The sequence below is a fragment of the Kitasatospora sp. NE20-6 genome (assembly GCF_045862635.1).
In genome coordinates this window covers 1-23,880 of sequence record NZ_BPRL01000053.1, presented here as the reverse complement: position 1 = coordinate 23,880, position 23,880 = coordinate 1, and the positions used below count along the sequence as shown (strand labels likewise).

Genomic DNA, 23,880 nt, shown 5'->3' with positions numbered 1-23,880 from the left:
CGGGCCGGAGGGGGAGATGTCGAGTGAACTCCACCGATGCGCTGCTGCCCGCCGCAGCCCCGGCCTCCGCAGCACAGGACGCCGCCGGCCCGCGCCGCCGGTCCGCGGCGCGCGCCGCCCGCAGGCCCGGCCTTCCGGGGTTGCCGGCCGGCGTGCTGCTCGTGGTCGCCACCGCGTACACCGTCGGGGCGGCCCTCGGCTGGGGGACGCACCAGCTCGCCCTGGTCATGGGTGACTTCGGCCTCGCCGCCGCCGCGGCCGCCGCCGCGCTCTCCTGCCTCGTGCACAGCCTCCGGATCGGCGGCCCGGCCCGGCCGGCCTGGCTGCTCTTCGGCCTCGCCTCCGCCGTCGTGGCCTTCGGGAACGGCGCCTGGGGCTGGTACGAGGTCGTCCTGCGGACCCCGCTGCCGCAGGACTCGCCCGCCGACTACGCCTTCCTGCTGTTCGCGCCGCTCGCCATCACCGGGCTGCTGGTGCTGGCCCAGCGGCCCCGCACCGCGGCCGGGTGGTTCTGCCTGCTGCTGGACGGCTGGCTGGTCGCCGGGTCGCTCTTCACGCTGAGCTGGAGCCTCGCGCTCGGCCGTACCGCGCAGGGCCAGTCCGGCGACCCGCTGGACGTCGCCCTCGCGCTCGCCTACCCGGTGATGGACATCCTGCTGGTCAGCCTGGTGGTGGGCCTGCGCTTCCGGCGGCGCGACGGCAACCGCGCCGCGGTGCACACCGCGATGGTGGCGCTCGCCGTCACCGTCGTCTGCGACGCCCTCTTCACCTCGCCGGAACTGCGCAGCAGCTACCACTCCGGCGAACTCCTGGACGCCGGCTGGTTCGCCGGCAGCCTGCTGCTCGCCTGGGCGCCGTGGTCGCCGGGCGCCCGCCGCCCCTCCCACGAGCACCCCTCCGCGGGCGGCGTCCCGCGGCGCCGGGTGGCCTCCACCTTCAGCGCCCTCACCCCGTACGCGGCCGCCGCCGTCTGCACCGCCGGCATCCTCTACAACGCGCTCGGCGAGGAGCACCCGGTCGACCGCGTGGTGCTCGCCGCCGCCTGCACCGTGGGCCTCGCGCTCATCGTGCGGCAGGGCGTGATGCTGCTCGACAACCTGTCGCTCGCGCAGGAGCTCGCCCACAAGGAGTCGCACTTCCGCTCCCTGGTGCAGGGCTCCAGCGACGTCATCATGATCGCCGGGGCGGACGGCGTGCTCTCCTACGTCAGCCCCGCCGCGCTGGGCGTCTACTCGCGCGACCCGGAGGACCTCGTCGGCGGCAACCTGCTGACCCTGGTGCACCCCGAGGACGTCGACCGGGTGCTCCGCGAGGTGCGCCGCTTCCTGGCCCGCGGCCACCTGCCCGGGCTCGCCGAGAGCACCGAGCCCTCCGCCCGCGTGGAGTGCCGGATCCGCTCCGGCACCGGCGAGTGGCTGCACGTCGAGTCCACCGTCAACCGCCACCGCGACGGGCTGATCCTCAACAGCCGGGACGTCACCGAGCGGGTCCGGCTCCAGGCGCAGCTCCAGCACAACGCCTTCCACGACCCGCTCACCGACCTGCCCAACCGGGCGCTGTTCGCCCAGCGCCTCGGCGCCGCGCTCGCCGGCCCCGCGGGCGGCCCGGCCGGCGCCGGGCGCGAGCCGGACACGGGCCGCACCGGGGCCGCCGTCCTCTTCGTCGACCTCGACGGCTTCAAGGCGGTCAACGACAGCGTCGGCCACCAGGCCGGCGACCAACTGCTGGTGCAGGCCGCGGGCCGGCTCCGGCGGGCGGTGCGCTCCGGAGACACCGTCGCCCGGTTCGGCGGCGACGAGTTCGCCGTGCTCGTCTGCGGCCGGCTCGGCCCCGAGCGGGTCCAGGACCTGGCCGAGCGGGTCCGCGCCGCCCTCTCCGAGCCGTACTGGATCGGCGGCACCGAGCTCGGCGTCGCCGCCAGCATCGGCATCGCCATCGCCCCGCACGACCACGTGCCCGGCGCGGGCCCGAAGGCCGCCACCGACGAACTGATGCGCAACGCCGACCTCGCGATGTACCGGGCGAAGTCCGAGGGCAAGGGCCGGGTGGTGCTCTACCAGGCCGGGATGCGGGCCGACCTGGAGCGCCGGGCCGACCTGGAGGGCCGCCTGCGCACCGCCGTCCGCGAGGGAGGCTTCACCCTGCTCCACCAGCCGGTCGTCGACCTCGCGACGGGCCAGGTCGTCGGGGTCGACGCGCAGGCCCGCTGGCGTTCCGCGCAGGGGCTGCTGCTCACGCCGGCGGAGTTCCTGCGGACCGCGGAGCAGGGCGACGCGGCGGCGAGGTTCGCCCGCTGGATGCTGCAGGAGGCGGTGGCCGCGGCCGCCGCCCGCCGCCGCGAGTGGTCCTGCACCGTGCCGGTGCGGGTGCGCCTCAGCGTCGAGCGGCTCTGCGCGCCCGGCCTGTACGAGGCGGTCGCGGCCGCCCTCCGGGAGACCGGCCTGCCCGCCGGGCAGCTGGTGGTGGAGCTGGCCCGGACGGGCCCGGACCGCACCGCCGACGAGCTCGGCCGGCGGCTCGCCGCCCTGCGCCGGCTCGGGGTGTCGACCGCGGTCGGCGGGTTCGGCGCGGGCAGCGGCTCGCTGGGGGCGCTGGCCCGGCTGCCGTTCGACCTGCTCGGGCTCGACCGCAGCCTCGTGCAGGACGTCGCCGACTCGGCCCTGTCCCGCGCCCTGGCCGGCCACGCGCTGCGGCTGGGCCGCGACCTCGGCCTGGTGACGGGGGCGGACGGCGTGGACCACCCGCGCCAGGCCGCCGTCCTGCGCGAACTGGGCTGCCGTCAGGCGCAGGGCCAGGCGTTCGCCCCGGCGCTGGACGAGACGCGGCTGAGACGGGCGCTGACCCGCCGCGCGTACCCGGTGCCGCGGCCGCTCGGGGCGCCCGCGGGCCGGCGCCCGCACCCCGGCGCGGAGGCCCGACCGGGTGGCCGGCCGGACGGCGGGCAGGGCCGGGGCGGCCCGCTCCACACCGCCTCCGACCTGCCCGAACGCCATGTCGTCGGCGGTCCGCAAGGGGGTCCGCATGGCGAGACTGCGATCCCACCAGCTTGACACCCCATGCCGCAGGGGAGGAAGGTCGGTGCCATGCGCACCCGAATTCTCGTACTTGGCGGGCGCGTCGGCTGAGTGGGCCTGTGTGCTCCACTGCATGAGACCGACGCGCCACCCCTCGCATGCCCTGGGCACGAGGGGTTTTTTGTTGCACGCGAACCGTTCCACCTTCGCCAGACCACTGGCCCCAAACGCCGCAGACCGGGACGATTGGGGCAGAGCCGGAGACCGGCCCACCGCACGGCAGGTCCCTCGACTGCCGGGGCCGGCAGAACCCGAGAAGAGACAGGCAGATGACTGAGCACGCCGCATCCCCCCGCCGCGGGGACACCCCGGCAGCCCACGCTCCGGGTCCCCAGACGACCGTCGAGACCATGACCGGAGCGCAGTCCCTCATCCGCTCGCTCGAAGCCGTGGGCGCGGACACGGTCTTCGGCATCCCCGGCGGTGCCATCCTCCCCGCCTACGACCCGCTGATGGACTCCACCAAGGTCCGCCACATCCTCGTCCGCCACGAGCAGGGCGCGGGCCACGCGGCGACCGGGTACGCGCAGGCCACCGGCCGGGTCGGCGTCTGCATGGCGACCTCCGGCCCCGGCGCCACCAACCTGGTCACCCCGATCGCCGACGCCTACATGGACTCCGTGCCGATCGTCGCGATCACCGGCCAGGTCGCCTCCAAGGCGATCGGCACCGACGCCTTCCAGGAGGCGGACATCTGCGGCATCACGATGCCGATCACCAAGCACAACTTCCTCGTGACCGACCCGGCCGAGATCCCCCGGGTCATCGCCGAGGCGTTCCACATCGCGGCCACCGGCCGGCCCGGCCCCGTCCTGGTCGACGTCGCCAAGGACGCGCTGCAGGCCACCACCGTCTTCCGCTGGCCCGTCGAGACCTCGCTGCCCGGCTACCGCCCGGTCACCAAGCCGCACGCCAAGCAGATCCGCGAGGCCGCCAAGCTGCTGGTCGGCGCCCGGCGCCCGGTGCTGTACGTCGGCGGCGGCGTGCTCAAGGCCCAGGCCGCCACCGAGCTGCGCATCCTCGCCGAGCTGACCGGCGCCCCGGTCGTCACCACCCTGATGGCGATCGGCGTCTTCCCGGACAGCCACCCGCAGCACCTCGGCATGCCCGGCATGCACGGCTCCGTCCCCGCGGTCACCGCGCTGCAGAAGGCCGACCTGCTCTTCACCCTCGGCGCCCGCTTCGACGACCGCGTCACCGGCAAGCTCGACAGCTTCGCCCCCAACGCCAAGGTCGTGCACGCCGACATCGACCCCGCCGAGATCGGCAAGAACCGCCCGGCCGACGTGCCGATCGTCGGCGACGCCCGTGAGGTCCTCGCCGACCTGATCGTCGCCGTCCAGGCCGAGTACGACGCCGGCCACCGCGGCGACTACACCGAGTGGTGGTCGAAGCTCGACGACTGGAAGAAGACCTACCCGCTCGGCTACGAGCCCGCCCCGGCCGGCGAGTTGTCCCCGCAGCAGGTCATCGAGCGGATCGGCCAGCTCGTCGGGTCGGACGCCATCTACGCCGCGGGCGTCGGCCAGCACCAGATGTGGGCCAGCCAGTTCATCACCTTCGAGAAGCCGGCGACGTGGCTGAACTCCGGCGGCGCCGGCACCATGGGCTACGCCGTGCCGGCCGCGATGGGCGCCAAGGCGGGCAAGCCGGACACCCCGGTCTGGGCGATCGACGGCGACGGCTGCTTCCAGATGACCAACCAGGAACTGGCCACCTGCGCGCTCAACAACATCCCGATCAAGGTCGCCGTCATCAACAACGGCTCGCTGGGCATGGTCCGCCAGTGGCAGACGCTGTTCTACAACCAGCGCTACTCCAACACCGTGCTGCACGCCGGCCCGGAGCACGACGGCATCGAGCCGCCCGCCCGCGGCACCCGCATCCCCGACTTCGTGCTGCTCTCCGAGGCGATGGGCTGCGTCGGCCTGCGCTGCGAGCGCCCGGAGGACCTCGACGCGGTCATCAAGCAGGCCATGGAGATCAACGACCGCCCGGTCGTCATCGACTTCATCGTCCACCAGGACGCCATGGTCTGGCCGATGGTGGCCGCCGGCACCAGCAACGACGAGATCCTCGCCGCCCGGGACGTGCGCCCGGACTTCGGCGACGACCTCGACTGAAGCCCCCACGGACAGATAGAGAGCCAATGACCGTCATGTCCAAGCACACCCTCTCCGTCCTGGTCGAGAACAAGCCCGGCGTGCTCGCCCGCATCGCCTCCCTGTTCTCCCGGCGGGGCTTCAACATCGACTCCCTCGCCGTCGGCCCGACCGAGCACCCGGACATCTCCCGGATGACCATCGTGGTCAACGTCGAGGACCTCCCGCTGGAGCAGGTGACCAAGCAGCTCAACAAGCTGGTCAACGTGATAAAGATCGTCGAGCTGGACCAGGCCCAGGCCGTCCAGCGCGAGCTGGTCCTGGTGAAGGTCCGCGCGGACGCCGAGTCCCGCTCGCAGATCGTCGAGATCGTCCAGCTGTTCCGCGCGAAGACCGTCGACGTCTCGCCCGACGCGGTGACCATCGAGGCCACCGGCAGCAGCGACAAGCTGGAGGCGATGCTCCGCATGCTGGAGCCTTACGGCATCAAGGAGCTCGTCCAGTCCGGTCTGGTGGCGATCGGGCGCGGTGCCCGGTCGATCACCGACCGCTCGCTGCGCGCCCTCGACCGCAGCGCGTAGCCGAGCCGTCTCACCACCTGAAGCAACGCCCCACACCCCGCCGGGTCACCGTACGGTGGAGACCGCACCACCCGGCATCACCATCACGCAAGGAGATGTGCCCCCGTGGCCGAGCTGTTCTACGAAGACGACGCCGACCTCTCCATCATCCAGGGCCGCAAGGTCGCGGTCATCGGCTACGGCAGCCAGGGCCACGCCCACGCGCTGTCGCTGCGCGACTCGGGCGTGGACGTCCGTGTCGGCCTCCTGGAGAGCTCCAAGTCCCGTGCCAAGGCGGAGGAGGCCGGCCTGCGCGTCGTCACCCCGTCCGAGGCCGCGGCCGAGGCCGACGTCATCATGATCCTGGTGCCGGACCCGATCCAGTCCGACGTGTACGAGGAGGCCATCGCGCCGAACCTCAACCCGGGCGACGCCCTGTTCTTCGGCCACGGCCTGAACATCCGCTTCGGCTTCATCAAGCCCCCGGCCGACGTCGACGTCTGCATGGTCGCCCCGAAGGGCCCGGGCCACCTGGTCCGCCGCCAGTACGAGGAGGGCCGCGGCGTCCCGTGCATCGTGGCCGTCGAGCAGGACTCCACCGGTGGCGCCTTCGACCTGGCGCTCTCGTACGCCAAGGGCATCGGCGGCACCAAGGCCGGCGTCATCAAGACCACCTTCACCGAGGAGACCGAGACCGACCTGTTCGGTGAGCAGGCCGTCCTCTGCGGTGGCACCGCCGCCCTGGTCAAGGCCGGTTTCGAGACCCTGGTCGAGGCCGGCTACCAGCCGGAGATCGCCTACTTCGAGTGCCTGCACGAGCTGAAGCTCATCGTCGACCTCATGTACGAGGGCGGCCTGGAGAAGATGCGCTGGTCGGTCTCCGAGACCGCCGAGTGGGGCGACTACGTGACCGGCCCCCGCATCATCACCGCCGACACCAAGGCCGAGATGAAGAAGGTCCTCGCCGAGATCCAGGACGGCACCTTCGCCAACACCTGGATCGCGGAGTACAAGGCCGGTCTGCCGAAGTACAACGAGTACAAGAACGCCGACGCCGAGCACCTGCTGGAGACCACCGGCAAGAAGCTCCGCAAGCTGATGAGCTGGGTCGACGAGGAGGCGTAAGCGCCTTCGGAGGTCCTTCCTCCTTGTACAACACGGCTGTTCCCGTCCGGGTGATTTCGCCGGACGGGAGCAGCCCGTGCACCAGCCCGCCGATACACTTCCGAGTGCGCGTCAGGCCCACAGCGTCGTGCGTCTCCTACGCGGCATGCCACCTTCCCCCGCCGATCACGCCACCTACGTGCCGGGGCGAACCGGACAGTTAAGGACAACACTGTCGTGAGCAAATCCGTCGTTCTGATCGCCGAAGAGCTGTCGCCCGCCACCGTCGACGCCCTCGGTCCCGACTTCGAGATCCGGCACTGCAACGGTGCCGACCGCACCGAGCTGCTGACGGCCATCGCCGACGTGGACGCGATCCTCATCCGCTCCGCCACCAAGGTGGACGCCGAGGCCCTGGCCGCCGCGAAGAAGCTGAAGGTCGTCGCCCGGGCCGGTGTCGGCCTCGACAACGTCGACGTCTCCGCCGCCACCAAGGCCGGCGTGATGGTCGTCAACGCGCCGACCTCCAACATCGTCACCGCCGCCGAGCTCGCCTGCGGTCTGCTGATCGCCAGCGCCCGGCACATCGCGCCCGCCAACGCCGCGCTCAAGCAGGGCGAGTGGAAGCGCAACAAGTACACCGGTGTCGAGCTCTCCGAGAAGGTGCTCGGCGTCGTCGGCCTCGGCCGCATCGGCGTCCTGGTCGCGCAGCGCATGTCGGCCTTCGGCATGAAGATCGTCGCGTACGACCCCTACATCCAGGCCGCCCGCGCGGCCCAGATGGGCGTCAAGCTCGTCTCGCTGGAGGAGCTGCTGGAGGTGTCGGACTTCATCACCGTCCACCTCCCCAAGACCCCCGAGACGATCGGCCTGATCGGCGACGAGGCGCTGCACAAGGTCAAGCCGACCGTGCGCATCGTCAACGCCGCCCGCGGCGGCATCGTCGACGAGGCCGCGCTCGCCTCCGCGCTGAAGGACGGCCGCGTGGCCGGCGCCGGCCTGGACGTCTACGCGAAGGAGCCGTGCACCGACTCCCCGCTGTTCGCCTTCGACAACGTGGTCGCCACCCCGCACCTCGGCGCCTCCACCGACGAGGCCCAGGAGAAGGCCGGCATCGCCGTCGCGAAGTCGGTGCGCCTCGCGCTCGCCGGCGAGCTCGTGCCGGACGCGGTCAACGTGCAGGGCGGCGTGATCGCCGAGGACGTGCGTCCGGGCCTGCCGCTCGCCGAGAAGCTCGGCCGGATCTTCACCGCGCTGGCCGCCGAGGTGGCCGTCCGCCTCGACGTCGAGGTCCGCGGCGAGATCACCCAGCACGACGTCAAGGTGCTCGAACTCTCCGCCCTCAAGGGTGTGTTCGAGGACGTGGTGGCCGAGACGGTGTCGTACGTCAACGCCCCGCTGTTCGCGCAGGAGCGCGGTGTCGAGGTGCGCCTGACGACCTCCAGCGAGAGCCCCGAGCACCGCAACGTCATCACCGTGCGCGGCACGCTGGCCGACGGCGGCGAGGTGGCCATCTCCGGCACGCTCTCCGGCCCGAAGCAGATCCAGAAGATCGTCGGCGTGGACGGCTTCGACGTCGACGTGGCGCTCACCGACCACATGGCGTTCTTCACCTACGAGGACCGTCCCGGCGTGGTCGGCACCCTCGGCCGCATCCTCGGCGACGCCGGCATCAACATCGCCGGCATGCAGGTCGCCCGGGACGGCTCCGGCGCGCTCGCGTCCATCACCGTCGACAGCGAGATCTCGCAGGACGTGCTGAACGCCATCGCCGCCGAGATCGGCGCGAAGTTCGCCCGCGCGGTGAACCTCGGCTGAGTCCCTCCAGGGCTGTGACCAGGGCCCGGACCGCTTCGGCGGTCCGGGCCCTGCGCGTTCCCGCCGGTGTTAGCGGGCGTTCGCGTCTCAGATACTAGGAAATCCAACTATTCGTGCAGACATCCCGGCCGGACCGTCGTACGGTGAAAGGGTCATACGGTGAGCCACCCCCGAAGCCCGGGGCGCGTGGCCCGTGTGCGCGCACGTACGCGCATCCGGCAGGCGATCCCTGCCCGCGGCGTACCAACCCTCCCCACCGTCGCGCCCCCGAACGGCGCATGCACCAAGGAGCCGGTATGCCCCCCGTCGCAGACCGCCACGCCCCCACCACCCCCGCCGCCCCCGCGCCGCGCCGCCGCCGGCGCGGCGAACCCGCCCCCCGGCACGCCGCCGACGCGCTGCAGCGCGCACTCGACCGCCGTGACAACGGCGGGGTGACGGGTCATCACCTGCACTGACGACCGCGCTGGGCCGAACGACTGACGTGGCGTCACTCCAACGAGTGCACCATGACCACGGACGAGCGAAAGGGCTCGCCCTCCCCGGCGCGATGATCCTAATTTGGGCCGTCCGGGAGGGTGATCGACGTCCGCGCGGTGCGGGCGGCCGCAGGATCAGGCCACCCCTGCCGGGGAGACCCTCCCGTGCGCATGCCCGCAGCCCTCGCCCTCGCCCTCGTCACCTTCGCCGCCCCGGCCGCCTGGGCCGAACCCGGCCCCGACCGTGCCCCGGCACCACCGGGCACCCCGGTGACCGTCCTGCTGGAACTCGACGCCGAAGCCGCCGCCCCCGCCTGGCAGCGGGCCGCCGCCGACGCCCGGCGGCAGCGCCGCAGCCCGGAGGCCGTCCGGTCGCTGGCGGCCCGGGCCGGCGCCGAGCAGCGCGCCCGCGCCGCCCGCGCCCTCGACGGCCTCGCCGGCTCGGTGCGCGCCGCGGCCCCCGGGGCGCGCGTCGTCTACCGCACCCACACGCTGGTCAGCGGGCTCGCCGTCGCGGTGCCCGCCGCGTCCGTGCCCCGGCTGTCGGCGCTGCCCGGCGTGCGCGCCGTCCACCGGATCGCCCTCAAGCACCGGGCCAACGCCTACTCGGTGCCGCTCACCGGAGCGCCCGCCGTCTGGTCCGGCCCCTCCGGGAACACCGGCACGGGGGTGCGGATCGGCATCATCGACTCCGGCATCGACTACACCCACGCCGACTTCGGCGGGCCCGGCACCACCGCCGCCTTCACCGCCGTCGACGGGGCACGACCCGCACCCGCCGGGCTCTTCCCGAACGCCAAGGTGACCGGCGGCACCGACCTCGTCGGCGACGACTACAACCCGGACCCCTCCGCCGAGCACTACCAGCCCGTCCCGCACCCCGACGCCAACCCCATCGACTGCGCGCTCAACGGCCACGGCACCCACGTCGCCGGCACCGCCGCAGGCCTCGGCGTCACCCGCGACGGCCACCCCTACACCGGGCCCTACCGCACCGGCCTCGACCCGGCCGGGTTCACCGTCGCCCCCGGCGCGGCCCCCGGCGCGCAGCTCCACGCCATCCGCGTCTTCGGCTGCGACGGCTCCACCGACCAGCTCTCCCAGGCCCTCGACCTCGCCGCCGACCCGAACGGCGACGGCGACCTCACCGACCGCCTCGACGTCGTCAACCTCTCCCTCGGCAGCGGCTTCGGCAGCCCCGACGACGCCGACGCGCTCGCCGCCGACCGGCTCTCCGAGCTCGGCACCGTCGTCGTCGCCTCGGCCGGCAACGAGGGCGACGTGTACGGCATCGGCGGCAGCCCCGGCAGCGCCGCCCGGGCCGTCACCGTCGCCGCCTCCGTCGACCCGCACAGCGACGCCGACGGCATCCGGGTGCTCGCCCCCGAGCCGCTCGCCGGCACCGTGCCCGGCCACTGGAGCGCCGAGTACCGCGGCTGGGCCGACCACGACGTCACCGCCGAGCTCGCCCTGCCCGCAGGCCAGACCGACGGCTGCACCGCCTTCGACGCCGCCGACGCCGCCCGCCTCAAGGGCCGCATCGCCGTCCTCGCCTGGCGCAGCAAGGACGCCGACCGGGCCTGCGGCTCCGCCCCGCGCGCCGACCACGCGGCGGACGCCGGCGCGGTCGGCGCGCTCTTCGCCGCCGACGCCGAGGGCCTCGCCGAGATCGCCGGCAACGACCGCATCCCGGCCGTCCTCCTCGCCCGCACCGACGGCGACCGGCTCACCGCCGCGGCCGCCGCCGGCCCGGTCCGCGTGCAGCTCGCCGCCCCCGGCAACACGCTGCACGGCGCCGTCGGCCAGGAGCAGCCCGGCCGCACCGACACCCTGACCGCCTTCACCTCCCGCGGCATCGGCGTGCCCGGCGTCGTCAAGCCGGACGTCGCCGCGCCCGGCGAGACCATCTGGTCGGCCAAGGCCGGCAGCGGTGCCGGCGGCATGCGCGAGGACGGCACCTCGATGGCCGCCCCGCACGTCGCGGGCCTCGCGGCACTCGTCCGCGCCGCCCACCCCGACCGGACGGTCGCCGAGGTCAAGGCCGCACTCATGAACACCGCGGTCGACACCCACCGCGGCGAAGGCCCCGACGGCCCGGTGTACGGGCCCGAGCGCACCGGCGCCGGCCGCGCCGAGGTCGACGCCGCCGTCGCCACCCCCGCCGTCGCCTACGCCGCCGGCGAGGGCGCGGTCGACGGGGCGGTCGGCGTCTCGTTCGGCCCGGTCGCCGTCACCGGACCCACCGAGCTGCGCCGCGAGGTGGAGGTCCGCAACTTCGGCGACGCCCCGCTGACGTACGCCACCGGCTACGCCCCTGCCACCGAGCAGCCCGGCGCCTCGTTCGGCCTCTCGCCCGCACAGGTCACCGTGGAGCCCGGCGGCACGGCCAGGGTCACCGTGACCCTGCGCGTGCCCGGCCGCCTCGACCGCACCCCCGACCCCACGCTCGACCTGACCCAGGCCGGGCACGCGCGCAGCCTGCGCGGCGAGCTCTCCGGACGCCTGCGGCTCACGCCGGTCGGCGCGGACGTGCCGGTGCTGAGGGTTCCGCTGTTCGCCGCGCCCCGGGCCGCGTCCGCCGTCGCGGCCGGTCCGCAGGTCGCCGCACTCCGCGCCGGGACCGAACTGCTGGCCCTGACCGGCAGCGGCGCCCCGACGGCCGACGGCGCCGGCCTGCTGAGCGCCTTCGTGCTCGGCGGGGAGGCGCCGCGCTGGCCGGACTGCTCGGCGGCCCCCGAGCAGCAGCCCGAGGACATCTGCGTGGACCGGCCCGGCGAGCGGGCCGCCAACCTGCGGGCGGCCGGTGCCGCCAGCGACGCGCCCGCGCACGCCGACCCGCTCGCGGAGGGCACCCTCTACCTGGCCGCCGCCCTGTGGGCGCCCGCCCCGACACCCGTCGGGATCTTCGGCGTGCGCGCCTCGCTCGACACCGACGGCGACGGCCGCACCGACGCGATCACCGCCGCCGCCCGGCTGCGCGGCAGCGACGTGCTGGTGGCCCGCACCACGGACGCCCGGACCGGCAAGGAGCTCGACGTCCAGCCGCTGAACGCGCGCTGGGGCGACACCGACACCGCCCTGCTCGACGGCGACGTGCTGGTGCTGCCCGTCCGGCTCTCCGCACTGCCGGGCCTGCGGGCGGGCGCGAGCACCGTCCGGTACGCCGTGTGGACGGCGCAGGTGCTGCCGGGTGCGCCGAGCGAGCAGGACGCGATCGCCTCGATCGGGCTCACCGGGGGCCGTCCCGGCCTGGCCCTCGACGTGCTGCACCCGGCGCTGGACGTCCGGCACGGCGTCGACGGACCGCCGGCGGTCGTCGTGCCGGAGGGGCCGGGAGCGGTGCTGCGGGTCACCCGGAACGACGCCGGGGCCCGGCTGCTACTGCTCCACCACCTCAACGCGGACGGGCGCCGCGCCGAGATCGTCACCCTGCGCTGAGCCCGCCGCCCGGCCCGGTGCGGGCCGGGCGGGGGCCTCGTCCCGCCCGGTCAGCACGGTCTTCGACAGCACGTAGGTGATCGGGATCGCGACCGCTGCGGCCGGCAGCGGCGCGATCCGGTCGTCCATCCGCGCCCATTCGACGAGCACGAAGACGCCGCCGCTCTGCACGAGGTAGTTGGTGATGTTCGGCAGGGGGAAGAGCAGGAACTTCCGCCAGGTCGGCCTGGTGCGGTACGTGAAGTAGGTGTTCATGAAGAACGACCCGACCATGCTGAGGAAGAACGCCCCGGTGAAGGCCGCGAAGTACGGCAGGTGCGGGTGCAGCACCAGGTACAGCAGGTAGAACGTGCCGGTGTTGACCGCGCCGACCAGGCCGAACCGGACGATCTGCCAGAGCTGCGGCCTCACACCGGCTCCCCGGCGCGGTAGCCCTCGGCGCGGAACGCGGCGCGCGGCACGTTGGTCTCCTTGACCAGGAAGTGCGGGCGCCGCTTGGTCTCGTAGTAGATCCGCCCGATGTACTCGCCTATCAGGCCCAGCATCACCATCTGCAGACCGCCCAGGCCGACGATGGCGACGATCAGCGTGACGTACCCGGGGGAGTCGACGCCGTCGATCAGGGCCACGCCGGTGATCCACGCCGCGTACAGCGCGGCGACGCCGACCAGGGCGAGGCCCAGGTAGATGCCGATCCGCAGCGGCCGGTTGTTGAACGAGATCAGGCCGTCGATGCCGTAGTTGAGCAGGGCGCCGAAGTGCCACTTCGTCTCGCCGGCCTCGCGGGCGACGTTCTCGTAGTCGAAGGTGACGGTGTCGAAGCCGATCCAGGAGAAGAGGCCCTTGGAGAAGCGGTTGTACTCCGGCAGTGCGAGCAGGGCGTCCACCGCGGGGCGGGAGAGCAGCCGGAAGTCGCCCACGCCGTCCTGGAGTTCGACGTCGACCCAGCGGTTGACGAGCCGGTAGTAGAGCTTGCTGACCGCGGTGCGCAGCGGCCGGTCGCCCGTCCGGCTGCGGCGTGCGACGACCTGGTCGTGGCCGCGGTCGTAGAGCTCCAGCATCCGCTCGATGAGCTCCGGCGGGTGCTGGAGGTCGGCGTCCATGAGGACCACCGCGTCGCCGGTGGCCTCCTTGAGGCCGGCGAGCATGCCGGCCTCCTTGCCGAAGTTCCGGCTGAAGGAGACGTAGCGGGTGGTGTCCGGGTGCTCGGCGGCGATCTTGCGCAGCCGGTCGAGGGTGTCGTCGGCGCTGCCGTCGTCGACGTAGCAGAGCTCGTAGTCGACGGGGAGCGCGTCGAGGGTCTCCCGGATCGCGGCGTCGAAGAGTTCGACGACCGCTTCCTCGTTGTAGCAGGGCACCACGACGGACAGTCGCACCCGCGCACCTCCGGCCTTCCCGCAGTCGGCGGCCGAACGCATCGCCCCCTGGCCCTGCCTGTCTGAATTCACACAGATGGTACCGGTCCGCCACTCGCCGCAGACGTGTTCCGGCGCCGCAGCGGGGTGACCACCGCCACGCCGAGGAGCACCGCGGCGGCCGCCCCGCTCGCGGCGAGACCGGCCGTCAGGCCCGGCGGACGGTAGTCGCAGGAGACCTCGGACGCCCCGGTGCCGAGCGGGACGCCGATCATCCCCAGCTCGGAGCGCGGGGCGCGGGCGGGCCCTCCGTCCACCGAGCAGCGCCAGCCGTCGACGGCCGGCACCGAGACGAGCGCGGTGCCGATCGACCCGGCCGGCAGCCGGGCGTGCAGGGTGTGGCCGCCGGTGGTGACCTTCGTCGCACCGGTGAGCCCGCCCAGGGCGGCGTGCAGCGCCGTGCGGTCGAGGCAGCCGACCGGCAGGCCGGGGATCTCCGTCCGGTGGGAGGCGCGCAGCCGGACGGTGAGGGTGCCGTCGGCGGGCACCGGGCCGAGTTCGCGGATCGGCATCGCGGTCATCGGCTGCCGCCCCCAGCTGCCGGACGTGCCCCGGGGGCCCATCACGGCGCCGCCGAGCCACGGCGCGTAGAGGAAGGCGGTCCGGCCGGGCGTGCAGGACGCGGCGAAGGTCGTCCAGGTGCCGCCCTTGCGGGTCGCCGGGACCGTCCAGCCGCCGGCGGAGCGGACCGGGCGGGGCCCGTCGGTCCAGCGCGGTTCGGGGGTCTCGTACACGTGCGCGCCGAGCAGCGACTCCTGGCGGCTCCACACCGAGCGGGTGTCCGGGGCGGCGGCGGGGTGCACGGTGACCAGCGGCGCGGCGGGGGAGTGCCGGACGGCGAAGCCGCCCGGGGCGGCGGTGCCGTCGAGGTGGGTGGTGACGCCGAACAGCGCCTGCCCGACCGGGTCGGCCGGGCTGAGGGTGTGCCGGCCCTGGATGTACCAGCCGGCGCCGAGCCCGTGCAGCATCCCGGCGGTGACCGCGGGCAGGTAGCTGCTGTAGTACGAGCCGCCCTCGCCGCCGAGCAGCAGCGGGTCGTTGTTGGCGAACTCGTGCGGGCCGGGGTCGGTGCGGCCCCGCGGCCACTGCTCCTCCTGCTGCAGGGCGTCCCGGGCGTCGAGCGCCTGCGCGGAGAGCGTCGTGCGGGGCACGTAGAACGGCAGCCCGTCGCGGATCTTCGTGACCGCCCAGGTGGTGTGCACCGCACCGGCGAACACCCCCAGCACGAGCAGCACGCCGGCGGACCGGCGCACGAGCGGGCGCGCCGGCCGGCGGGCGAGCGCGAGCAGCGCGCCGAGGACGAGCAGCCCGCCGCCCGCGGTCGCGATCCAGGTCGACCAGCGCACCGAGCTCTGCCCGTGCCCGGCCAGCGCCAGCACGGCGACCAGGCCGGCGCCGCCGAGCAGCGCCCGGGTGTCCGGGCGGCGTGCGAGCGAGACCCAGGCGGCCGTCACCAGCAGGCCGCTGAGCACGAACGAGGCCCGGTAGGGGCTGCCGTTGGGGATGGCCAGCCCGTGCCAGAGCAGGATGGTCGGCTCCCACACGAAGCTCGCGCCGACCAGGACGAGCAGGGCGCACCACCCGGCCCGCTCGGCCGGGCGGACCTTCCGGTTGAACGGCAGCGAGGCGGCCAGCAGCAGGCCCAGCATGCCGACGAAGACGTTCGGCAGCTGGTGGTCGGCGCGGCCGCCGGGCAGCAGCTGCGCGAGGTAGTCGGTGAGGCCGGGCGCGCCCTCGTACACGGCGGGCGGGGCCGGCTGGGACGCCTTGCTGGCCTTGAGCGACACGGTCATGGCGGGTGCGGCCAGCAGGATGCCGACGGCGAACATCGAGGCGGCCCGCCCGGCGGGCCGCAGCCGGGCGCGCACCGGCCGGCCGTCCAGCGCCAGGCGCAGCAGCAGCACGAGGGCGGAGGCGAGGGTGGCCATCGCGGCGGTGTAGAAGTTGCCCGCCCACGCGGCGGCGACCAGCAGGGTGCCGAGCACCCAGTGGCGGCCGCGCAGGCACCAGTCGCAGGCCAGGCCGACGGCGGGCAGCGAGACCAGGCCCCACATCCACATCGGGTCGGGGGATCCGTCGTTCAGCACCCAGGCGCACAGGCCGTAGCCGACCGCGAGCAGGGCCCGCTGCCAGGGCGCGCCCGGGGCGATGCGGCCGAGCAGCACCGTCATGGCGGCGGAGCCCGCACCGATGCCCAGCAGGGTGACGAGGAAGACCGGCAGGTCGACGGCGTCCCGCGGGAAGAGGCCGACCAGCCAGGAGAACGGGTTCATCAGGTAGGTGAAGAAGTCGCCGAGGAACGGTGCGCCGTACCCGCTGTTCCAGTTGAGGAACAGGTCGCCGGTGGACTCGCCGTGCATCAGGTCCCACAGGTGCGCGTGGAACGGCACGAACTGGTTGCCGAGGTCGTTCACCGCCCGCGAGCGGCCGCCGAAGGGGTACGTGCCGCGCAGCGCCGTCGCCAGGCAGAACGCCGACATCGACAGCACCGCCGCCAGGCCTGCGGCGGCCGCCCCGCTGCTCCGGAGGCGGCGCGCGATGGATCCCTGGCTCACTGCGGGGTGCTCCTGTCCGGCCCGTGCGGGCCCCACGGATGATGCGGTCGCGCGGCGGCGGGCCGGGCGGTCACCGAGCATAGGCATGGCGTCAGCCCGCCTGGCCCCACGTGCCGAACGGGGCGCCCGGCACGGGTTGACGCGCGGTGTAGAGGTGGCCGTCGCAGCCGAGCGCCGCGGCGGTGATCCGCCCGTCGGCGTCGGAGGCGAGGGCGGGGGTGTGCGCGAGCAGCGGCCCGTCGTGCTGCCAGTCCCGGCCGTCGGCGCGCAGCGCGGTGCGCCCGCCGTCGTCGCGGACGGCGAGCGCGCCGTCGGCGGCGGCGACCCGTCCGAAGCCGCCGGGCGGCGCGGACTCGGCGACCACCCGCCAGCCCGCGGTGCCCGGGCGCCGTTCGGCGGTCAGCACGCGGGCGCTGCGGGGCTCGCGGAAGTGCACCCGCAGCGCGCCGTCCGCGGCGAGCCGGGCGGTGACGGGCCCGGCCGGCACGGGCAGTCCCGTCGGGCGGGCCGGGCGCAGCGGGCCGCCCGGGGTGTCGGAGGCCCAGTGCGCGACGGTGCGGCCCGGGGCGAAGAGGTGGCTGTTGCCGTCGGCGTCGACCACGGCGCCGAGGCCGTCCTGGACGCCGGGGCCGGCGTCCGGCGGCAGGGACAGCACGGTCCAGGGGCCGTCCAGGGTGCGGACGGCGACCGAGCCGTTCCAGCTGCGGACGGCGACCTGCACGGTGCCGTCGGGCAGGGCCAGCCCGATCGGGTAGCCGGCCTCCATCGAGCGCACCGGATCCGCGTCGTCGGGCGTCCCGAGGCTCTGCCACGGCCCGTACGCGGCCGGCCCGGTCTGCACCGCGGTGACGATCTCGCGGCGGTGGTCGGCCGGGGCGTGGCCGAGCCGGGTGCGGACCCCGAGCAGCCGCAGCCGGCCGTCGGCCTGGCGGAGCGCGTGCAGCTGCCCCTCCATGCCGGTGCCGTCGATGCGGTGCGGGCCCGTCCAGCGGCTGCCGGTGCGGGTCCAGTGCACGGCGGTGCCGTTGAGGAGGGCGAAGGCGGCGAGGCCGCCGCCGGTGAGCGGCTGCAGCCAGGCGCCGCTGCCGGGGGCGCGGTACCGGGTGGACTGGGCCCAGCCGTTGCGCAGCGCTCCGGCGCCGACCTTGCGGTCGCCGCAGCCGGCCGGGTCGCCGCAGTGGCGGTTGTCGGCCCAGCCGTAGCTGTTGAGCGCGACGACCTTGCGGCCGACGGCGGCCTGGTCGAGGTTGTGGGGGAGGACGGCGTTGACGTAGCCGAGGTAGTGCTCGACGGAGGCGGCGCGGGCCTGCCCGCCGGCCCAGTGCCGGGCGAGGGCGGCCTGGGCGAAGTACGCGGAGTAGGTGTGGTCCTGGTGGTCGAGGTAGACCGGGGCGGACTGCGGGGTGCGGCCGGGCTTGGTGGAGTGCTCGGGGTTCGGGTCGAGGGTGCGCACGACGGTCGGACGGAAGTGGTCGAGCACGGCGTGGAGGGTGGCGACGAGCTGCTCGCGGCTGTACCCGGCACCGGGCGGCAGGCCGCTGCGGACGGGCGGCAGGGTGGCCAGGCTGGGGGTCTCGCCGACCCAGAGGCCGCGCAGGCTGTCCTTGCGGTGGAGGCTGACGGAGCGGGCCTCGACCAGGGCGAGCAGGATGAGCTGGACGTGCGGGGCGGCCCGCAGCGTGTGCTGCTCGACCTGGTGGCCGTCGATGTAGCTGACCAGGGATATGTCCCATGCGCCGGTCTCGTCGCCGGTGGCGAGCAGGGACAGGGCGGCGGTGAGGCCGTTGATCCGGGCCCGGGTGTAGGCCGGGCGGTCGGCGCGGGTGACGCGGCCGAGTTCGTTGTGGAGCACGTTGCGGCCGTCCGACTCGCCGTCGGTGAGGCAGACCGTGACGCAGGCGGCGCCGGAGGCGAGCGCGTGGTCGAGGTCGGGATTCATGAAGTAGAGATTGTCGTCGGGATGTGCGATGACGTGCACGAACGACTCGGTGATGTCGTGTGCGGCGAGCGCGGTCGCCCGGACCGGCGCGGCCGGCCGCGCCGGTCCGGGCCCGCGGTCCTCGCGCACGGCCCGTGCGATGCCGCAGCCTGCGGCGGGCAGGGCGAGCGCCCCGCCGGCCATCCAGAGCAGGCGGCGTCTGCGGATCCGACCCCCCATGGTGCTTTCCCCCGTGAATTCCCCGTGCAGATCTGTGGGATTTTAACCGAGCGATTTCCGGTGCGGCCCGGCCCCCCGGTCGGCGACCCTTCCGGGACGTCCGAATAGTGGACATAAGGTGTCATCCACTGGGACGCGGAGTAGGGTCCGGGACATGTCTCGCAGCCTTCGTCTCGCAGTGATCCCCGGTGACGGCATCGGCCAGGAAGTCGTGGCCGAGGGCCTCAAGGTGCTCGGCGCCGCCCTCCCCGCCGACGTGAAGCTGGAGACCACCGAGTACGACCTCGGTGCCCGGCTCTACCACCGCACCGGCGAAACCCTGCCGGACTCCGTGCTGGAGGAGCTCAAGGGCCACGACGCGATCCTCCTGGGCGCCATCGGCGACCCGAGCGTGCCGTCCGGCGTGCTGGAGCGCGGTCTCCTGCTGAAGCTCCGCTTCGCCTTCGACCACCACATCAACCTCCGCCCGGGCAAGCTCTTCCCCGGCGTGAAGTCGCCGCTGGCCGGCGACCCGAAGATCGACTTCGTCGTCGTCCGCGAGGGCACCGAGGGCCCGTACGTCGGCAACGGCGGCACGCTGCGCACCGGTACCGAGCACGAGGTGGCCACCGAGGTCAGCCTCAACACGGCCTTCGGCATCGAGCGCGCCGTGCGCGACGCGTTCGCCCGGGCGCAGGCCCGCCCCCGCAAGAAGCTCACGCTCGTCCACAAGAACAACGTGCTGGTGCACGCCGGCCACCTGTGGACCCGGATCTTCGAGCGGGTCGGCCGGGAGTTCCCCGAGGTCACCACCGACTACCTGCACGTCGACGCGGCGACGATCTTCTTCGTCACCCAGCCCGAGCGCTTCGACGTGATCGTCACCGACAACCTGTTCGGCGACATCCTGACCGACCTCGCCGCGGCCGTCACCGGCGGCATCGGCCTGGCCGCGTCCGGCAACATCAACCCCACCGGCGCGTTCCCGTCGATGTTCGAGCCGGTGCACGGCTCCGCCCCGGACATCGCCGGCCAGGGCAAGGCCGACCCGACCGCCACCGTGCTGTCCGTCGCCATGCTGCTGGAGCACCTCGGCTACGCCGCCGAGGCCGCCGCCGTCGAGGCCGCGGTCACCGCGGACCTCGCCGAGCGCTCCGGCACCCGCTCCACCTCCGAGGTCGGCGACGCGCTCGCCGCCCGAGTATCCGGCTGACGGGCCGGGAACCATCCGTTCCGGCCGCGGGCCGGACCCAGCACAGCAGCCGACCGGCTGTTCGGCACGGCCCTCTGGATGCGAGTATCGACAGTGGGCCGTGCCGTCGTGCGTTCTTCACTCCGGCGGGTCGGCCCCGACCAACCCCACGGTGAAGGACAGACAGTCATGAGTACGCCCACCCAGGCGCCCATCGCGTTCGACCTCAAGCCCTCCGCGCACCCGCTGTCCGACGCGGAGCGCGAGGCCCGGCTGGCCAATCCCGGGTTCGGCCGGATCTTCACCGATCACATGGTCACCATCCGGTGGACCGAGGGCCTGGGGTGGCACGACGCCCAGCTGACGCCGTACGCCCCGCTGGAGATCGACCCGGCCAACATGACGCTGCACTACGGCCAGTCGATCTTCGAGGGCCTCAAGGCGTACCGCCAGGCGGACGGTTCCATCGCCACCTTCCGGCCGGAGGCCAACGCGGCCCGCTTCCAGTCCTCCGCCCGCCGGCTCGCGATGCCCGAGCTGCCGGTCGAGACCTTCGTCGAGGCGGTCGAGCTGCTCGTCCAGCAGGAGCAGGCCTGGGTGCCGGACCAGCCCGAGCAGAGCCTCTACCTGCGGCCCTTCATGTTCGCCACCGAGGTCGGCCTGGGCGTGCGCCCGGCCAACTCCTACCTCTTCATGATCATCGCTTCGCCGGCCGGTGCCTACTTCCCCGGCGGCATCAAGCCCGTCTCCGTCTGGCTCTCCGAGGAGTACGTCCGGGCGGCGCCCGGCGGCACCGGCGCCGCCAAGTGCGCGGGCAACTACGCCGCCTCGCTCATCGCCCAGGCCCAGGCCGCCGAGAAGGGCTGCGACCAGGTCGTCTGGCTCGACGCCGCCGAGCACCGGTGGATCGAGGAGATGGGCGGCATGAACCTCTACTTCGTCTTCGGCGAGGGCCGGGACGCGACCATCGTCACCCCCGAGCTGTCCGGCGCCCTCCTGCCCGGCATCACCCGCGACTCGCTGCTGCAGCTCGCCTCCGACCTCGGCTACACGGTGGAGCAGCGGAAGATCTCCACGGACGAGTGGAAGCAGGCCGACGCCGACGGCACCCTCACCGAGGTCTTCGCCTGCGGCACCGCCGCGGTCATCACCCCCGTCGGCTCGGTGAAGTCCACCCGTGCCGACTGGACCGTCGGCACGGGCGAGCCCGGCCCGGTCACCATGGAGCTGCGCAAGGCCCTGCTGGCCATCCAGGGCGGCCAGGCCCCCGACACCCACGGCTGGCTGCACAGGATCGTCTGACCCGCCGCGCACGGGCGTCCCGCCCCGGCGGGACGCCCGGCCCGGGTAACCTCGGAGTGCTCCGCTCGTCGAGCCGGACGACATCGGAAGGAGCGGCCGTGAGCGCGGTGACGCACGACCTTCACGACACCTGGCCGAGCGGCGACGACGATCTGCTGGAGGCCTTCCTCACGCCGGACACCCCCGAGGGGTTCACGGCGGAGATCGTCGAGGGGGAGATCGTCGTGACACCACCACCCGACGGCGACCACGAGACCGCGATCGGCCGGATCGTCCGTCAGGTCCACCGGCACGGCGAGTACACCACCGTCACCGGCGTGCCGGCGGGGGATCCGCTGCCGCTGCCCGCGCCGTTCGGCTTCACGCTCGCCACCGACCGCCTCACCTGAGCCGTTCCGCATCGCGAGACACCGGCGCCGCATTCCGGATGGTGTGCCAGACTGCGAACGTGTCCTCGCTCTCGCTGATTATTAGCAGCAGGCGCGCCGGTCCGCAGTGACCGCCCCGCAGTACCCGATGCGGAGCGCCCACGAGCGTCCAGACCCGCGCGCAGACCTCTCGCACCCGCGAGGGGTCTTTTGTTTTGCCCCCCGGACCGGCCGGAGCCCCCACAAGGGGCGCAGGGACACCGGGAGCGCGCGGGATGCTGGACAGTGGAGCCGGTCCCCAGACCCGGCAACAGCAGTAACTCCCCGAACGGAGAACCCAGGGCCATGACCGAGGCCAGCACCCCCAACGACAGCTTCCACGTCTTCGACACCACGCTGCGAGACGGCGCCCAGCGCGAGGGCATCAACCTCACCGTCGCGGACAAGCTGACCATCGCCCGGCACCTGGACGAGTTCGGCGTCGGCTTCATCGAGGGCGGCTGGCCGGGCGCCAACCCCCGCGACACCGAGTTCTTCGCCCGCGCCGCCGTCGAACTCGACCTGCAGCACGCCCAGCTGGTCGCCTTCGGCGCGACCCGCCGGGCCGGCGGCCGTGCCGCCGACGACCCGCAGCTCGCCGCCCTCGTCAACTCCGGCGCCCCGGTGGTCACCCTGGTCGCGAAGTCGCACGACCGGCACGTCGAGCTCGCCCTGCGCACCACGCTCGACGAGAACCTGGAGATGATCCGCGACAGCGTCGCGTACCTCCGCGAGCAGGGCCGCCGGGTCTTCATCGACTGCGAGCACTTCTTCGACGGCTACAAGGCCAACCCGCAGTACGCGCTCGCCGTCGTCCGGACCGCCCACGAGGCCGGCGCCGACGTCGTCGTGCTCTGCGACACCAACGGCGGCATGCTGCCGCTCGGCGTCCGGGAGACCGTCGCCGAGGTGCTCGCCGCCACCGGTGCCCGGCTCGGCATCCACGCCCAGGACGACACCGGCTGCGCGGTCGCCAACACCCTCGCCGCCGTCGACTCCGGCGCCACCCACGTGCAGTGCACCGCCAACGGCTACGGCGAGCGGGTCGGCAACGCCAACCTCTTCCCGGTGGTCGGCGCCCTGGAGATCAAGTACGACCGCCGGGTGCTCCCCGAGGGCCGGCTCGCCGAGATGACCCGCATCTCGCACGCCGTCGCCGAGGTCGTCAACCTCGCGCCCTCCACCCACCAGCCGTACGTGGGCTTCTCCGCGTTCGCGCACAAGGCCGGTCTGCACGCGTCGGCCATCAAGGTCGACCCCGACCTGTACCAGCACATCGACCCCGAGCGGGTCGGCAACACCATGCGGATGCTGGTCTCCGACATGGCCGGCCGGGCCTCCGTCGAGCTCAAGGGCAAGGAGCTCGGCTACGACCTCTCCGCCGACCGCGACCTCGTCGGCCGGGTGGTCGCCAAGGTCAAGGAGCAGGAGAACCTCGGCTTCACGTACGAGGCCGCCGACGCCTCGTTCGAGCTGCTGCTGCGCGACGAGGTGCGCGGCCGCCGGGAGCGCTTCTTCACGCTGGAGTCCTGGCGGACCATCAGCGAGCAGCGCACCGAGGGCACGGCCGGCAACGAGGCCACCGTGAAGCTCTGGGCCAAGGGCGAGCGGCGGATCGCCACCGGGGAGGGCAACGGGCCCGTGGACGCCCTCGACAAGGCCCTGAGGGCCGCCCTGGAGCGCATCTACCCGCAGCTCGGCAAGCTGGAGCTGGTGGACTACAAGGTGCGCATCCTGGAGGGCCAGCACGGCACCGGCTCCAAGACCCGGGTGCTCATCGAGTCCGGCGACGGCGAGGCCACCTGGGCCACCGTCGGCGTCGCCGACAACGTCATCGGCGCCTCCTGGCTGGCCCTGGAGGACGCCTACACCTACGGGCTGCTGCGGGCCGGGCTGGAGCCCGACGCCGCCTGACAGGGCCCGGCACGGCCCGGCGGGGCCGGACGCGGAGGGGCCGGCCGGACATGGTGGTCCGGCCGGCCCCTTCCGTCGTCCGCGGTCGGTTCCCGCGGACGGCTCCCCGCGGTCAGCGCAGGCGGGCCAGGAGGGCGTGCTCGACGAGGGTGATGAGGGCGCTCTTGGCGCTGTCCCTGCGTCGGGCGTCGAGGGTGACGATGGGGGTGTCGGGGCCGAGCTGCAGGGCCTCGCGGACCTCGTCGGGAGTGTGGGCCTGGTGTCCGTCGAAGCCGTTGAGGGCGACGACGAAGGGCAGGCCGCTGTTCTCGAAGTAGTCGAGTGCGGGGAAGCAGTCGGCGAGGCGGCGGGTGTCGACGAGGACGACGGCGCCGATGGCGCCG

15 protein-coding genes and 1 pseudogene are annotated in these 23,880 nt (G+C 73.9%); 11 read left to right on the top strand and 5 right to left on the bottom strand.

What is annotated here, in order from left to right; all coding sequences use genetic code 11:
- Window positions 1–23: 23 nt before the first annotated feature.
- The 7 genes from SNE206_RS29480 (at window position 24) to SNE206_RS29450 (ending at window position 12,575) form a co-directional block, all read left to right on the top strand.
- Window positions 24–3,050, top strand: coding sequence for a putative bifunctional diguanylate cyclase/phosphodiesterase (locus SNE206_RS29480; protein WP_407916560.1), 3,027 nt, complete (start codon window positions 24–26; stop codon window positions 3,048–3,050).
- Window positions 3,051–3,343: 293 nt separating this feature from the next.
- Window positions 3,344–5,197: an acetolactate synthase large subunit gene (locus SNE206_RS29475; protein ID WP_407916559.1), complete on the top strand. Its 1,854-nt coding sequence runs from the start codon at window positions 3,344–3,346 to the stop codon at window positions 5,195–5,197.
- A 35-nt stretch (window positions 5,198–5,232) separates the two neighbouring features.
- The gene (gene ilvN / locus SNE206_RS29470) at window positions 5,233–5,757 is read left to right on the top strand and encodes an acetolactate synthase small subunit (RefSeq protein ID WP_380553057.1); all 525 of its coding nucleotides are present in this window, start codon (window positions 5,233–5,235) and stop codon (window positions 5,755–5,757) included.
- A gap of 105 nt (window positions 5,758–5,862) precedes the next feature.
- Complete coding sequence (gene ilvC / locus SNE206_RS29465) at window positions 5,863–6,861, top strand: ketol-acid reductoisomerase (protein WP_407916558.1); 999 nt, start codon at window positions 5,863–5,865, stop codon at window positions 6,859–6,861.
- Window positions 6,862–7,077: 216 nt separating this feature from the next.
- Window positions 7,078–8,658, top strand: coding sequence for a phosphoglycerate dehydrogenase (serA, locus tag SNE206_RS29460; protein WP_407916557.1), 1,581 nt, complete (start codon window positions 7,078–7,080; stop codon window positions 8,656–8,658).
- Window positions 8,659–8,954: 296 nt separating this feature from the next.
- Window positions 8,955–9,116, top strand: a complete 162-nt coding sequence (locus tag SNE206_RS29455) for a hypothetical protein (protein ID WP_407916556.1) — start codon at window positions 8,955–8,957, stop codon at window positions 9,114–9,116.
- Window positions 9,117–9,308: 192 nt separating this feature from the next.
- Window positions 9,309–12,575, top strand: coding sequence for a S8 family serine peptidase (locus SNE206_RS29450; RefSeq protein ID WP_407916599.1), 3,267 nt, complete (start codon window positions 9,309–9,311; stop codon window positions 12,573–12,575).
- Here SNE206_RS29450 and SNE206_RS29445 read toward each other — a convergent pair.
- From SNE206_RS29445 to SNE206_RS29430, 4 genes are all read right to left on the bottom strand, one after another.
- Window positions 12,516–12,986: a GtrA family protein gene (locus SNE206_RS29445; protein WP_407916555.1), complete on the bottom strand. Its 471-nt coding sequence runs from the start codon at window positions 12,984–12,986 to the stop codon at window positions 12,516–12,518. The two genes, SNE206_RS29450 and SNE206_RS29445, sit on opposite strands and share 60 nt — an antisense overlap.
- Window positions 12,983–13,951: a glycosyltransferase family 2 protein gene (locus tag SNE206_RS29440; protein WP_407916554.1), complete on the bottom strand. Its 969-nt coding sequence runs from the start codon at window positions 13,949–13,951 to the stop codon at window positions 12,983–12,985. The genes SNE206_RS29445 and SNE206_RS29440 overlap by 4 nt, the downstream gene beginning before the upstream one ends.
- 68 nt (window positions 13,952–14,019) lie before the next feature.
- Entirely contained in the window at window positions 14,020–16,545 is a 2,526-nt protein-coding gene (locus SNE206_RS29435; protein ID WP_407916553.1) for a YfhO family protein, read from the bottom strand.
- A gap of 91 nt (window positions 16,546–16,636) precedes the next feature.
- Complete coding sequence (locus SNE206_RS29430; RefSeq protein WP_407916552.1) at window positions 16,637–18,703, bottom strand: PIG-L family deacetylase; 2,067 nt, start codon at window positions 18,701–18,703, stop codon at window positions 16,637–16,639.
- A gap of 154 nt (window positions 18,704–18,857) precedes the next feature.
- On the opposite strand from SNE206_RS29430, the gene SNE206_RS29425 reads away from it, so the two are divergent.
- The 4 genes and pseudogenes from SNE206_RS29425 to cimA all read left to right on the top strand — a co-directional run bounded on the left by SNE206_RS29425 (window position 18,858) and on the right by cimA (window position 23,497).
- Window positions 18,858–19,895 carry a 3-isopropylmalate dehydrogenase gene (locus SNE206_RS29425; protein ID WP_405011470.1) on the top strand — a complete coding sequence of 346 codons (1,038 nt, stop codon included), beginning with the start codon at window positions 18,858–18,860 and terminating at the stop codon, window positions 19,893–19,895.
- A gap of 168 nt (window positions 19,896–20,063) precedes the next feature.
- A complete protein-coding gene (locus SNE206_RS29420) occupies window positions 20,064–21,176 on the top strand; it encodes a branched-chain amino acid aminotransferase (RefSeq protein ID WP_407916551.1) in 1,113 nt (370 codons plus the stop codon).
- A gap of 98 nt (window positions 21,177–21,274) precedes the next feature.
- Window positions 21,275–21,466 (top strand): annotated as a pseudogene (locus SNE206_RS29415) (Uma2 family endonuclease); the annotation flags it as partial.
- Between the two features lie 423 nt (window positions 21,467–21,889).
- A complete protein-coding gene (gene cimA, locus SNE206_RS29410) occupies window positions 21,890–23,497 on the top strand; it encodes a citramalate synthase (protein WP_407916550.1) in 1,608 nt (535 codons plus the stop codon).
- Between the two features lie 112 nt (window positions 23,498–23,609).
- Here the strand turns inward: cimA and SNE206_RS29405 are convergent.
- Window positions 23,610–23,880 (bottom strand): ATP/GTP-binding protein (locus tag SNE206_RS29405; RefSeq protein ID WP_407916549.1); only part of this gene is annotated, 271 nt, incomplete at its 5' end.

Bases quoted from the DNA above. Each gene is read 5' to 3' on its own strand.
- cimA (WP_407916550.1), top strand. From the start codon at position 21,890: ATGACCGAGGCCAGCACCCCCAACGACAGCTTCCACGTCTTCGACACC.
- SNE206_RS29450 (WP_407916599.1), top strand. From the start codon at position 9,309: ATGCCCGCAGCCCTCGCCCTCGCCCTCGTCACCTTCGCCGCCCCGGCC.
- SNE206_RS29420 (WP_407916551.1), top strand. From the start codon at position 20,064: ATGAGTACGCCCACCCAGGCGCCCATCGCGTTCGACCTCAAGCCCTCC.
- ilvN (WP_380553057.1), top strand. From the start codon at position 5,233: ATGTCCAAGCACACCCTCTCCGTCCTGGTCGAGAACAAGCCCGGCGTG.
- SNE206_RS29455 (WP_407916556.1), top strand. From the start codon at position 8,955: ATGCCCCCCGTCGCAGACCGCCACGCCCCCACCACCCCCGCCGCCCCC.
- SNE206_RS29430 (WP_407916552.1), bottom strand. From the start codon at position 18,703: ATGGGGGGTCGGATCCGCAGACGCCGCCTGCTCTGGATGGCCGGCGGG.
- SNE206_RS29425 (WP_405011470.1), top strand. From the start codon at position 18,858: ATGTCTCGCAGCCTTCGTCTCGCAGTGATCCCCGGTGACGGCATCGGC.
- SNE206_RS29475 (WP_407916559.1), top strand. From the start codon at position 3,344: ATGACTGAGCACGCCGCATCCCCCCGCCGCGGGGACACCCCGGCAGCC.